General features: G+C 67.1%; 11 protein-coding genes and 1 pseudogene. 4 read left to right on the plus strand and 8 right to left on the minus strand.

Translation table 11 applies throughout. The annotated features are described in order from the left end of the window. Positions 1-109: 109 nt before the first annotated feature. Complete coding sequence (locus IGW04_RS04770; protein WP_194711894.1) at positions 110-700, plus strand: hypothetical protein; 591 nt, start codon at positions 110-112, stop codon at positions 698-700. A gap of 60 nt (positions 701-760) precedes the next feature. Here IGW04_RS04770 and IGW04_RS04775 read toward each other — a convergent pair whose 3' ends face one another. From IGW04_RS04775 to IGW04_RS04810, 8 genes are read right to left on the minus strand one after another with little or no spacing between them, the layout of a single operon-like run. Then, a complete protein-coding gene (locus IGW04_RS04775; protein WP_194711895.1) occupies positions 761-1,693 on the minus strand; it encodes an ACP S-malonyltransferase in 933 nt (310 codons plus the stop codon). A gap of 2 nt (positions 1,694-1,695) precedes the next feature. After that, on the minus strand, positions 1,696-2,571 hold the full coding sequence (gene mdcB / locus IGW04_RS04780) for a triphosphoribosyl-dephospho-CoA synthase MdcB (RefSeq protein ID WP_323744811.1): 876 nt from the start codon (positions 2,569-2,571) through the stop codon (positions 1,696-1,698). Next, positions 2,559-3,239 (minus strand): malonate decarboxylase holo-[acyl-carrier-protein] synthase, encoded by a 681-nt coding sequence (gene mdcG / locus IGW04_RS04785; protein WP_194711896.1) that lies wholly within the window; start codon positions 3,237-3,239, stop codon positions 2,559-2,561. The genes mdcB and mdcG overlap by 13 nt, the downstream gene beginning before the upstream one ends. Further along, a complete protein-coding gene (gene mdcE, locus IGW04_RS04790) occupies positions 3,223-3,933 on the minus strand; it encodes a biotin-independent malonate decarboxylase subunit gamma (RefSeq protein WP_194712034.1) in 711 nt (236 codons plus the stop codon). Before mdcE ends, mdcG begins: the two co-directional genes overlap by 17 nt. Then, positions 3,933-4,829: a biotin-independent malonate decarboxylase subunit beta gene (locus IGW04_RS04795; protein WP_194711897.1), complete on the minus strand. Its 897-nt coding sequence runs from the start codon at positions 4,827-4,829 to the stop codon at positions 3,933-3,935. Before IGW04_RS04795 ends, mdcE begins: the two co-directional genes overlap by 1 nt. Beyond that, positions 4,829-5,173 (minus strand): malonate decarboxylase acyl carrier protein, encoded by a 345-nt coding sequence (gene mdcC / locus IGW04_RS04800; protein ID WP_194711898.1) that lies wholly within the window; start codon positions 5,171-5,173, stop codon positions 4,829-4,831. The genes IGW04_RS04795 and mdcC overlap by 1 nt, the downstream gene beginning before the upstream one ends. A 7-nt stretch (positions 5,174-5,180) precedes the next feature. Then, complete coding sequence (gene mdcA, locus IGW04_RS04805) at positions 5,181-6,848, minus strand: malonate decarboxylase subunit alpha (protein WP_194711899.1); 1,668 nt, start codon at positions 6,846-6,848, stop codon at positions 5,181-5,183. 47 nt (positions 6,849-6,895) lie between these two features. Further along, on the minus strand, positions 6,896-7,858 hold the full coding sequence (locus tag IGW04_RS04810; protein WP_228526855.1) for a Bug family tripartite tricarboxylate transporter substrate binding protein: 963 nt from the start codon (positions 7,856-7,858) through the stop codon (positions 6,896-6,898). A 320-nt stretch (positions 7,859-8,178) separates the two neighbouring features. Between IGW04_RS04810 and IGW04_RS04815 the strand changes: the two genes are divergently transcribed. The 3 genes and pseudogenes from IGW04_RS04815 (at position 8,179) to IGW04_RS04825 (ending at position 11,713) form a co-directional block, all read left to right on the plus strand. Then, a complete protein-coding gene (locus IGW04_RS04815) occupies positions 8,179-9,153 on the plus strand; it encodes a tripartite tricarboxylate transporter substrate binding protein BugD (protein ID WP_194711901.1) in 975 nt (324 codons plus the stop codon). 231 nt (positions 9,154-9,384) lie between these two features. Beyond that, positions 9,385-9,525, plus strand: coding sequence for a hypothetical protein (locus IGW04_RS04820; protein ID WP_194711902.1), 141 nt, complete (start codon positions 9,385-9,387; stop codon positions 9,523-9,525). Positions 9,526-10,006: 481 nt separating this feature from the next. Further along, positions 10,007-11,713, plus strand: a pseudogene (locus IGW04_RS04825) (ShlB/FhaC/HecB family hemolysin secretion/activation protein). Positions 11,714-11,737: the final 24 nt, after the last annotated feature.

The following is an 11,737-nucleotide window of genomic DNA, read 5'->3' on the forward strand; positions in this document are numbered from 1 at the left end:
CAGTAAATTGATCAAGTTTTTGCTCTTTTTTAACGATGCTGTCTTTGTAATAAAAGGCTTTGCCGTTACCATGTCGCCCGTTTGAAACTTCTTTATTACCGGAATCTCAATGAAAATAGTCAACAATCTTGTCAAGTGCTCGACATCCATTTTATTCGCTGCCTTTGCATTTCACTCCGGAAATGCGGCGGCTGAACTGCGTAATTTGCCATTAAGCATTTCCGTCAACACGCTGGAATCGCTTGTGCAGCAAGAAGTGCCAGGCGTTACCTGCAACACGCTGACTGAATCCGTTGGCATGACGACCGGTTCGGGAACCATGAGCGTGGGTTACAAGAACCGTGGCTATGTCGGCCCAGTGACCGCCAACGCCCGAGACTGTGCCACGCCGACCTTCGTGTTTTCAAAAGGCAAGATGACAATCACCGCTGTCAACGGCTCGACGCTGACCGCCGATTACTCGGGCAGTTTCAGCGGCTCCGCCGGCTCATCCATCCTGACGATGAACAAGGATGCGAAATTCACCATCACCGGTGGCACCGGCGTTTTCGAGGGCGCTTACGGCAGCGGCAAGCTGAGCGGCTATGTGGACGTTGCAAACGCGCCGGCCGGCGCGCAAGACATGCCGGGCAAGCTCCAGGCGACGGGCACGATCTCCTTCTCCAAATCCGCGTTCGAAGCCGCTTACCAGGTCTATTGATCAGGACGACGCGCCGCCCGGCAGCATTCCGCCGGGCACACAGGCGCATTCCGGCGCCGCTCAGCCGTAGCGCCGCCGCAGCCATCCCGCCAGCCCCGCCAGCGAGCGGAATTCTGATGCTGAACGGGCTTCGATATGGGGATGCCGCTCCCGCAGCATGCGCGACAGCGCTGCTCCCGGCCCCAGTTCCAGCGCCACGGTCACGCCCGCTTCGGCGATCGCATCCATGCAGGCCGACCAGCGTATCCGCGATTCGATCTGCTCCGTCAGTGCCTGCAGCGCCTCGCGGCGGTGCCGGACCGGGTTGGCGCTGGTCCCCGAAAGCGGCGCAAATGCGGGTTCCGACCAGGTCGCCGCCTCGAGCAGCGGCCGGAAATTTTCCGCGGCCGCATGCATCAGCGGCGTGTGGGAAGCCATTTTCACCGGCAGCCGGGTCGCATGCAGGCCGCGGCTCTCGCATTCGGCTTCCAGTTCCGTCAATGCCTCGCGCAGGCCGGCAACGATAAAGCTCGCTTCCCCGGTCTCGATCGCGATATGCAGCGCGCCGGCAGGCAGCAGCGACTGCAGCGCAGCTTCCTTGAGGCCGGACACCGCCAGCATGCCATGCGGCTGATCCGGCCCGACGCATGCATCCATCAATGCCGCCCGTCGCGCGGCCAGTCCGACCACGTCCGCCGACGCCAGCGCGCCAGCCACCCCATGCGCCGCCAGCTCGCCTATGCTGTAGCCCGCAACCAGCGCAGGCGCGGGTAGGTGGGCGCGCAGCGCCTGCCACATTGCCAGCGTGGCCGCCACCACCAGCGGCTGGGCGATGCCGTTGTCGTGCAGCGCCTCGGGCGAAGCCGGCAGCGCCTGCGGCGCCAGGCCGGCGGCCCGTTCCACGCCCCAGCCGGCAAGCGCGGCGGCGCTCGCCGGGTCGGAAAGCGCAAGATCGAACATGCCGGCATGCTGCCCGCCCTGGCCAGGGCACAGGATCGCCAGGCGCGCCGCCATGGTCAGGCCATCCCGTCCAGTTGATGGACGAAGCAGGTAGCCGCCAGCAGGTCGGCGGCGCCGCCCGGCGACAACCGGCGCGCGACGAAGCGGCGGTGGCAGTCCAGCGCCATGCGCTCCCAGCCATCGGCGCCGGTGCCGCCGCGTGCCAGGAAGGCCTGCGCGCTTTGCCGCACCAGCAGCGCGCCAGCCGCGCCGGCACGGTGGTAGACATTGGTGTCGCCCAGATCGGCCATCAAGGCGAACAGCGCATCGATGCGGGCGGCGCGCTCGCCGCGTCCGGCGGCCAGCGTGCTTCTCAGCCTTGGCAGCGCCAGTTCAAACACGGAAGGCAGGCCGCGCGCCATTTCGGCGCGGGCGCCGCCCACTGCATGCAGCGCCGCCACCCGCTGGCCGTGCGACTGGCCGCCGGCGCCGCCATGATGCATGCCCAGCGCATGGCCCCATTGCGCCAGCAGTGTGCGGCGCAGGCCGGCGGGCGACGGCGCCATGCCGCGGCCGTGGCGCCAGCCCGCGGCCGCGCACAGCATGCCCAGGCAAAAGATCGCGCCGCGATGGGTATTGACGCCGCCGGTCGCCGCCAGCATGCGCCGCTCGGCGGCAATGCCCAGTTCGCGCAGCACCGGGAAGGGCGCGCCGTCCATGCCGGCGCGGGTGATGCGCACGAAGTAATGGCGCAGCGCGAACAGGCTGCGCAGGAAGGTGCCGGCATGCATGTCGCGATGGCTGCCGTTGTCCACCAGGGACACCAGGCCGGGCTTGGGATAGAGCGCCAGTTCGATATAGAGGCTGCGCACCGCCAGCCGGGCCGCGGCGGCGCAGAAGGCACGGCCGGCGCGCGGCGCGGCGTACAGCGATGGCAGGGCTAGGCCCGGCACGCGCGCTCCGTGAATTCATTCAGCAAGTCGGCCGGCTCGGCCAGCAGCACGCGGTTGATGTCCTTGACCAGCACCCGGGTGCGGCCCGGCGCTGCCACCGCATTGCGCCATTCCTTCCAGGCCACCGCCTGGCCGGACGGGAAGACGATCTCGCCATCCAGCGGCAGTTGTTCGCTGTGGTCGTCGAGCAGCGCCAGGCCGTGGTTCAGCTGCGCCGCATCAATGGGAAAGAAGGCCAGGTCGATATCGGAGCGGGCGGTGAGGTAGGGCGCGCCGGTGACGGCCTGCAGCGCCAGGGAACCATAGATGCGCATGTCCAGCCGCGCCGCCGCGGCCTGCCGTTCCAGGCTGGCATAGGCGGCACGCCAGGCCGTCGGCAATGCCGGGGCCGCTTCCTGCAGCGACAGCGGCCGCCGGCGCCGCACCACTCCGGCCTGCATGCAGCGCAGGCCAAACCGCATGCGCGCCGCGCCGGTGTCGTCGATCGGCAGCGTCAGGCCGAGGCAGACCTGGTCAGGCCCGGCGTCGGCATCCCGACGGCGCACGGTGGCGGGCCAGCCTGCCTGCCGCCACTGTGCCAGGACCGGCTGCTGCGCCGGTGCCGCCGCCCGCTGCGCGGCGTCCCAGCCGGCGTCGGACAGCCAGACCAGGTCATGCCGCGCCGTCATCGGCCATCACCGCTTCGATCACATTGGCGGCCAGCTTGCGGCCGCCGCGTTCCCGGCCCAGTTCGCTGCGCCGGTCTGCAGGGCCGGCCTCGTTTAGCGCCGCGGCCAGCGCCTGCGCCAGGTCGCCGCGCCACAGATCGACCACGCCGCCCATGCGCAGATAGTTTTCGGCGCCGGGCGCAAATACCGGGTTGTCGCGGGCCAGCTCGGTCAGCAGGGCTTCCGGCACCTTGGTGATGCGCGCCATTGCCGGCAGGCCCATCACGCGGATGCTGGCCTCCGGCAGCGCATAGCAGGCGTCGGCCATCAGGCCGCTGGTGATGAAGCCGCCGGAAAGCGCCTGGTCATACACCAGGCCGACCACCCGGTGGCCGCGCCGGCGCGCCAGGTCGATGCACTTGCCCAGATGGGCCATGTAGCTGTTAATGCCCAGCATTTCATCGCGGTGCCGCAGGCGCTGGCCCTGGGTGTCGATCAGGATCACGATGGGCCGGCCCGGCTGCTCGCGCACCGTGCGCAGCACCGCCTCGGCCTGCGCCAGCGCGATCTCCACGCCGATCGGCGCATGGCCGGTGGTGCCGATCACGGTCACGTCGCGCCCGGCCACCCGGGCCTGGCCCGACAGGAACAGATCGCGCTCGGTAATCTCGTGGCCCTGCGGGAACAGCTGCGCCGCCAGTGTCTTCCAGTCCATCATGCGGCCCTCCTGCGGTGCGGCGCGGCGGCCGCGACGAATGCGTCGGCTTCCAGCATCGGCAGCGCGTCCGGGTCGGCAATGCCCATGCCGCGCCAGATGTCGGCCGGCTCGGTTTGCCCGCCATAGGCGTCCAGCCGCTGCGAGAGCAGGCGCTGCTCGGCCTCCAGTTCTTCCAGCGTCAGCGCCACCGCGCCGGCATGCAGCCGGTCGATGGCTTCGGCGGCGGCGTCGGCGAAGGCATCCATGCTGTCCGGCAGCAGCGCGTCGCAGTCGCCCAGCAGGTAGCGGTGCTTGCCGCCGCTGGTGCGCCAGACCAGCGCCCGGTCGCGCGCGTCGTATTCCTCCACGCCATGGGTGGTTTCGATCACTTCCGGCCCCGACATGGCCAGCCGGCCTTCCTCCGACATCAGCACCGCATTGGCGCAGCGGGCGACGATGCCCATGCCGCCGAAGCAGCCGGTGGCGCCCCCGATCATCACGATGACCGGGATGCCGGCGTCGCGTGCATCGAGCAGGGCGCGCATGACCTCGGAGACCGCGATCAGGCCGGCATTGGCTTCATGCAGCCTCACGCCGCCGGAGTCGAGCAGCAGCAGCACGGCCTCTGGCCGTTCGCGCACGGCGCGCCGCAGCAGGCCCACCAGCTTGGCGCCATGCACCTCGCCGACCGCGCCGCCCATGAAGCCGCCTTCCTGCGATGCGGCCAGCACGGGCCTGCCGCGCAGCCGGCCGCTGCCGATCGCCACGCCGTCGTCGAACGATACCGGCGCATCGAGCTGGGCCAGGTGCGGGCTGATCAGCCGCCGCTGCGGCGGCAGGAATTCGGTGAAGCTGCCGGCGTCGAGCAGCTGGCGCAGCCGCTCCCGTGCATTCGCTTCGAGATAACTGCCCATTAATGACCTCCCTTGCCGCCTGGCGCCGACGGCGCCACCGCCTCCACCGCCTCCACCGCCTGGTCCAGCCGCAGGCTGACCACGGCGGGCGTGGCGCCCATGTCATTGATCGCGATCGAGACGTCGCCCAGCTGCCAGCGCTGGTTGAAGTCCTCCATCACGGCCTGCCAGATCGGCGCGAAGCCGAGCGCGGCGGTGTGGACTTCGATTGCGCAGCCGGCGCCGGCCGGCGCCGGCTCGATCAGCACTTCGAGATTGCCCGAACCGACCACGCCGACCAGGCTGGCCTTGGCCACCGGGCGCGTCGCGCCCTGGTTTTTAAAATGAAATTGCAGCGTTTCCATCGTGATCTCACCAGTTGCGGAAGCGGCCCGGCGGGTCATACAGGCCGCCCGAGGCCCGCACCAGGTCCTTCATGTTCTTTGCGGCCAGCAGGTCGCGCGTGGCCTGCCGCTTGTCGATGCCGAGGTCTTCGGCGCGCCGGATCACGCCGCGGTCGCGCAGGTTTTCCACCATGCGCCTGTCGCGCCCCAGGCCCACGGCGGTATAGCCGGCCACGCCGCGGATGGCCTGCTCGCGCTCTTCCTCGCCGCGGCACAGCAGCAGGTTGGCGATGCCTTCCTCGGTCAGGATATGGGTCACGTCGTCGCCGTAGATCATCACCGGCGGCAGCGCCATGCCGGCCTGCTCGGCCAGGGTCCAGGCATCGAGCCGCTCGACGAAGGCCGGCTGCATGTGCTCGCGGAAGGTTTCCACCATCTGCACCACCAGCTTCTGGCCGCGCGGCATGCCGTTGCGGCCGGCGCCGGCCTCGCGCCCCGCTTTCAGCCAGGCCGGGCTGGCATGGCGCCGGCCGCGGGCGTCCGCGCCCATGTTGGGCGCGCCGCCGAAGCCGGAAATGCGGCCGGCGGTGGCGGTGGAGGAATTGCCCTGCAGGTCGATCTGCAGCGTCGAGCCGATGAACATGTCGCAGGCATAGTGGCCCGCGGCCTGGCTGAATGCGCGGTTGCTGCGCATCGAGCCGTCGGGGCCTACGAAGAAGATGTCGGGCCGGGCACGGATATAGTTCTCCATGCCCAGCTCGGAGCCGAAGGAATGCACCGACTCGACGAAGCCGGCCTCGATCGCCGGGATCAGCGCCGGATGCGGATTGAGCGCCCAGTGGCGGGCGATCTTGCCGCGCAGTCCGAGCGACTCGGCATAGGTCGGCAGGATCAGTTCGATGGCGGCGGTGTCGAAGCCGATGCCGTGGTTGAGCCGGGCGACTTCGTATTCGGCATAGATGCCCTTGATGGCCATCATCGCCATCAGCACCTGGATCTCGGAAATCTGCGCCGGGTCCCGGGTAAACAGCGGTTCTATATAGTTCGGCGTCGGCGCCTGAACCGTGTAGTCGACCCAGTCGGCCGGGATGTCCACCCGCGGCAGCTTGTCGACGATGCGGTTGACCTGGGCGATCACGATGCCGCTCTTGAAGGCGGTGGCCTCGACGATGGCCGGCGTGTCCTCGGTGTTGGGGCCGGTGTAGAGATTGCCGTCGCGGTCGGCCGCTTCGGCCGCCACCAGCGCCACCTGGGGCGTCAGGTCGATGAAGTAGCGGCCGAACAGCTCCAGGTAGGTATGGATGGCGCCGATCTTTATCCGGCCGGACGACACCAGCCGCGCCAGCCGGGTGGCCTGCGGGCCGGAAAAGGAAAAGTCCAGCTGCTCGGCGATGCCCTTGTCGAACACGTCGAGATGTTCGGGCAGCGCGATCACCGACTGCAGCATGTGCAGCCGGTTCACGCGCGCAGCGTCCAGTCCGGCCAGCGCCTTGCACAGGAAGTCCGCCTGTTTCTGGTTATTGCCTTCCAGGCAGACGCGGTCGCCGCATTCGATCACGGCATACAGCAGGTCGGCGATGCGCGCCGCCGGCAGCAGCTTGCCCGAGAGGTCGCCGCCCAGCGCCGCCGCGGCCCGCGCGTGGCGGGCGGCGCGGCTGGCCTGCTGCCGGTTCCAGATGCGTTCGCTATGTCCCATTCATTCCTTCCAGGTCATTGTTGAGTCGGTGGCGCGTCGCGGCCCGCTTATTCGAGCTTGACGTTGGCGGCCTTGACCACCGAACCCCAGCGCTCGATCTCGGCATCCACCTTGGCCGCGAACTCCTGCTGCGACATCTGCGGCACCTCGGAGCCGGCCTCGTGCCAGCGGGTCTGGATGTCCGGGTTGGCCAGCGCCTTCCTTACTTCCGCCGCCATCTTGTCGACGATGGGCTGCGGCGTTCCCTTGACCGCCCACAGGCCGTACCAGGTCGACACTTCATAGCCCGGCACGCCGGCCTCGGCCGTGGTGGGCACGTCGGGGAAGCCGGGCGCGCGCTTGGCCGAGGCCACCGCCAGCGCCTTGAGCTTGCCGGACTTGATATGGCCCGACGAGGAACCCAGGCCGTCGAACATCATGTCGATCTGGCCGCCCATCAGGTCCTGCAGCGCCGGGCCGGCGCCGCGGTAGGGCACATGGCTCAGCTGGGTCTTGGTCTGGATCTTGAACAGTTCGCCGGCCAGATGGTGCGAGGTGCCGTTGCCGGCCGAGCCGAAATTGATCTTGCCCGGATGTTCCTTGGCATAGGCGATGAAGGACTTCAGGTCGGGCGCGGTGACGCGCTGCGGATTGACCACGATCACCTGCGGCGGCGTCGCGATCATGGTGATCGGTATGAAGTCCTTCTGGATGTTGTAGTCCAGCTTGGGATAGATAGCCGGCGCGATCGCATGGTGCGCCGCGCCGATGAAGAAGGTGTAGCCGTCCGGCGCCGCCTTGGCCGCCAGGCCAGCGCCCAGCGTGCCGCCGGCGCCGCCGCGGTTATCGATCACCACCGTCTTGCCGAGCTGCTTGGTAAGCTGGGCCGCCAGCGGGCGGGCAAAGGTGTCGGTGCCGCCGCCGGCCGGGAACGGCACGATGAAGGTCACGGGGCGTTCCGGCCAGGTTTGCGCCGATGACATGGCGCAAAAGCCGAGGCCGGCAAGAAGCAGCAGGGCAGGTTTGAACATGTTTGTCTCCATCCATAGAAAGGGGTGGGAAACCGCCGACTGCATGTTCCTTTATGATTTGGCTTGTTTGCAGACATACATAACGGCAGCTCTTGTATACAAGGTGGCGGAGAATATATACATTGTCAAGCAAATCATGGTTATATGGCTGAGCTTCGGGAACCAGTTGCCGAAAAATGTCACTCTAAATTCCTGCTGCGCCAATTCACTTGCACTCAAGAAACATTGCAGCTAGTGTATCGCCCGTGAATTAACAATGGCTGGCAAGGCCTTATCCGCCGCCGGCTGTTCCGAGCAAACCCACTGCACTGGAGAGAAGAATGAGACGACCTGTATTGACCATGCTGGCCCTGGCCCTGATCGGCGCCGCTGTATCCGCGCATGCGCAGGAATATCCGGCCCGGCCGATCACGATGGTGGTGCCGTTTGCCGCCGGCGGTCCGACCGACACCGTGGGCCGCATGATCGCCCAGTCCATGAGCACCCGCCTGAAGCAGCAGGTCATCATCGAGAACACCGCGGGCGCCGGCGGCACGATTGCCGCCGCCAGGGTGGCGCGGGCCGCGCCGGACGGCTATACGCTGTTCCTGCACCATATCGGCCAATCGACCGCGCCCAGCCTGTACCGCAAGCTTCCCTACAATGTGTTCGACAGCTTCGAGCCGATCGGCCTGGTGACCGATGTGCCGATGACCCTGATCGCCCGCAAGGACTTCCCGGCGAAGGACTTCAAGGAGGCCCTGGCCTACATCAAGGCCAACAAGGACAAGATCTCGCTGGCCAATGCCGGCGTCGGCTCGGCGTCGCACCTGTGCGGCATGCTGTTCATGAACGCGATCGACACCGACCTGACCACCGTGCCGTACAAGGGCACCGCGCCGGCGATGAACGATCTGCTCGGCGGCCAGGTCGACCTGCTGTGCGACCAGACCACCAACACCAGCGCCTACATCAAGTCCGACAAGGTCAAGGCCTATGGCCTGACAACCAAGACCCGCCTGCCGCAGCTGCCGGGCGTGCCGACCCTGAACGAAGCCGGCCTGCCGGGTTTTGAAGTAGCGGTCTGGCATGGCCTGTATGCCCCCAAGGGCACGCCCAAGCCCGTGATCGACAAGCTCAGCAGCGCATTGCAGTACGCGCTGGCCGACACTGCCGTCAAGCAGCGCTTCGGCGACCTCGGCACCGAGCCGGTGGCGCAGAACCGCGCCACGCCGGAGGCGCTGCGCAGCCATCTGAAATCGGAAGTGGATAAATGGGCGCCGATCATCAAGAAGGCCGGCGTCTACGCCGACTGATCGGGACGGCGGGCAGCGCGCGGGCGCTGCCGCCGCGTTTCAAAGGGGGATGGTCAGTGGACCATCCCCCTTTTTTTTCCTATGCGCCCAGCCTGGGCGCTCTTGCGGGTGCACGTCCCGCCACCAGCTGACCAGAGCGAACGAAGCAAAGCACAACTGCTTACGGGTAACTGAATCAGATCCCTGCCCAAGCAGGGCGGCGGTTCTACCCATGCCATCCATGCACTGCTAATGAGCGAGCCGGCTTCAGTGGATGCCGGCGAGATCACCGACAAGGGCTATATCAACCAGTCCGCCATGCTGGCGCGGCGGGCGCAAATGGTGAGCGCGCTACAGGAGGGCGGGGATGGCGTAATAGGCATTGACGGGTAAAACGCTGTTGAACCCGTAGTTCGCGGTGCATGCCGGTGCCTTGTCGCTACGGCAGCGGCATGCAGGAGCGATTGCTCCTCAAACACCCACCCCGGTTGGGATATAACCGGTCCTTCGGGTTACCCACCCCGTCCCTTCCGTGACACGGAAGCTGGTGCTGACGTCCTTGCATGCGTAGCCGGCAAGGTACTTCCGCCGTCTGCCTGCTAACAACCAGCTCTCAACCCTCCCGCCGGTGGATCGCCGTGCGGGTCTCTCGCAGTATTTGCCGTGAGCGCACAGCCATGTCGCATGCCAACAGCGCGCGACATGGCGTCTCGCTGTCTGTGCCGTTTCAAGCCTGAGTGAAGCAGGCAGCCGCCTCAGACACGGCACATGGTGCGCACCGCTCCCGGCTCCAGGCATGGTCTCCATGACGTCTACATCCCGGTTATGTCATCACCCCGTTTGCCGTATCAGCCTGCTGGCGCTGCTGTACATGATGCTGGCAGCCTTGCTCGTGCCGGCACCGCATGCATTGGCGCAAACGCCGGCAACCATCGACACCGAAGCGCTGCGCCGGCGTGATGCAGACGCCGAGCAGGAACTGCGGCAGCGCCAGCAAGCGCCGGCAGTCAGGCTGCTTCCGGCGCCGAGTGACGGCGATCCCGACAGCCAGCCCTTGCCCACCGATGCGAGCTGCTTCCCGATCCAGCGCATCGTGCTGGCGCTGCCGGAGCAGTTGTCCGGCACGGCGCGCGAGGCTGGCCAGCGCCATCTTGCACAGGGCGCATTTCAGCGGGCGCAAGCCTACCTGCAGCAATACAAGGGGCAATGCCTGGGACCGGCCGCCATCGGCGAGCTGGCTGCCCGCATCGGCCGGCGCCTGCTGGCGCAAGGCTACAGCACCACCCGCATCATGGTGCCCGAGCAGGACTTGTCGACGGGCACGCTGACCCTGACCCTGCTGCCCGGCATCATCCGCAGCATCCGGTTTGCCGAGCCTGGCCGGGATGCCCAATGGCGTACGGCCTTTCCCGCCGCACCGGGCGACCTGCTGAACCTGCGCGACCTCGAGCAGGGCCTGGAACAGATGAAACGCCTTCCCAGCCAGGACGTCGACATCGACATCACGCCGGGCGAGCAGGTCGGCGAAAGCGACGTGGTCTTGCGCGTAAAGCGCGGCAAACCCTGGCGCCTGGTCGCCAGCCTGGACGATGGCGGCACCCGAAGCACGGGCAAGCTACAGGCTGGCGTCCAACTCGCGCTGGACGGGCCCCTGGGTCTGAATGACATGCTTAGTGCCGGCCTGCTGAGCGACGCCGATCGCGCGGGCCCGTCCCGTGGCACGGGCGGCGGCCAGTTTGCCTATACGGTGCCGTATGGTTACTGGAATTTCTCGCTATCCGCCAGCCGCCATGCCTACCACCAGCGCATCGCGGGCTATAACCAGACTTTCCTTTCCAGCGGCCATGCCCGCAACCTCGAATGGAAAGTGCAGCATCTGTTCCAGCGCGACCAGACGCAAAAGAACAGCTGGCAGCTCAGGCTGGGCAAGCGCTGGAGCCAGGCCTATATCGACGATGCCGAAATCGCGGTGCAGCGACGCCATGCCAGCTTTGCGGAACTCGGCTGGCTGCATCGGCACTATCTTGGCCCGTCGCAACTGGACCTGACGCTAGCCACGCGCTGGGGCGTGAGCTGATTCAACGGCCAGGCCGATCTGCCAGACCGTCCATCCGATGCGCCAACGCTGCGCTACACCCTGCATACGCTGGATGCCGCGCTGGCCACCCCCTTCAAGCTGGCGGGCCATTCCTTCCTGCATAACGCCACGCTGCGCCTGCAAACCAGCCGCTCGCCGCTGTACCTGAGCGAGCAGTTCAGCATAGGCGGCCGTTACACGGTGCGCGGCTTTGACGGTGAAGCAGTGCTGGCCGCGGAGCGCGGCTTCTATCTGCGCAACGACATCAGCCTGCCGCTTGCCGACAGCGCGCATGCCATCTATCTGGGCCTGGATGCGGGGCAGGTTTCAGGCCCGGCGACCCGCCAGCTCGCGGGCAAGCATCTGGCGGGCGCCGCGCTTGGCCTGCGCGGCAATCTGGGCAAGGTTTCCTATGACCTCTTTACCGGCTGGCCCGTGAAGAAGCCGCCGGGATTTGCCGGCACCCATCTGGTCTTCGGCTTCAGCCTCAGTGTCCAGTATTGACCCGTCTCACCGAAACAAGCCTGC

This window comes from Noviherbaspirillum soli (assembly GCF_015352955.1).
Lineage (GTDB): Bacteria > Pseudomonadota > Gammaproteobacteria > Burkholderiales > Burkholderiaceae_D > Noviherbaspirillum_A > Noviherbaspirillum_A soli.

Bases quoted from the DNA above. Each gene is read 5' to 3' on its own strand.
- IGW04_RS04770 (WP_194711894.1), top strand. From the start codon at position 110: ATGAAAATAGTCAACAATCTTGTCAAGTGCTCGACATCCATTTTATTC.
- IGW04_RS04775 (WP_194711895.1), bottom strand. From the start codon at position 1,693: ATGGCGGCGCGCCTGGCGATCCTGTGCCCTGGCCAGGGCGGGCAGCAT.
- mdcG (WP_194711896.1), bottom strand. From the start codon at position 3,239: ATGACGGCGCGGCATGACCTGGTCTGGCTGTCCGACGCCGGCTGGGAC.
- mdcE (WP_194712034.1), bottom strand. From the start codon at position 3,933: ATGGACTGGAAGACACTGGCGGCGCAGCTGTTCCCGCAGGGCCACGAG.
- IGW04_RS04795 (WP_194711897.1), bottom strand. From the start codon at position 4,829: ATGGGCAGTTATCTCGAAGCGAATGCACGGGAGCGGCTGCGCCAGCTG.
- mdcC (WP_194711898.1), bottom strand. From the start codon at position 5,173: ATGGAAACGCTGCAATTTCATTTTAAAAACCAGGGCGCGACGCGCCCG.
- mdcA (WP_194711899.1), bottom strand. From the start codon at position 6,848: ATGGGACATAGCGAACGCATCTGGAACCGGCAGCAGGCCAGCCGCGCC.
- IGW04_RS04810 (WP_228526855.1), bottom strand. From the start codon at position 7,858: ATGTTCAAACCTGCCCTGCTGCTTCTTGCCGGCCTCGGCTTTTGCGCC.
- IGW04_RS04815 (WP_194711901.1), top strand. From the start codon at position 8,179: ATGAGACGACCTGTATTGACCATGCTGGCCCTGGCCCTGATCGGCGCC.
- IGW04_RS04820 (WP_194711902.1), top strand. From the start codon at position 9,385: ATGAGCGAGCCGGCTTCAGTGGATGCCGGCGAGATCACCGACAAGGGC.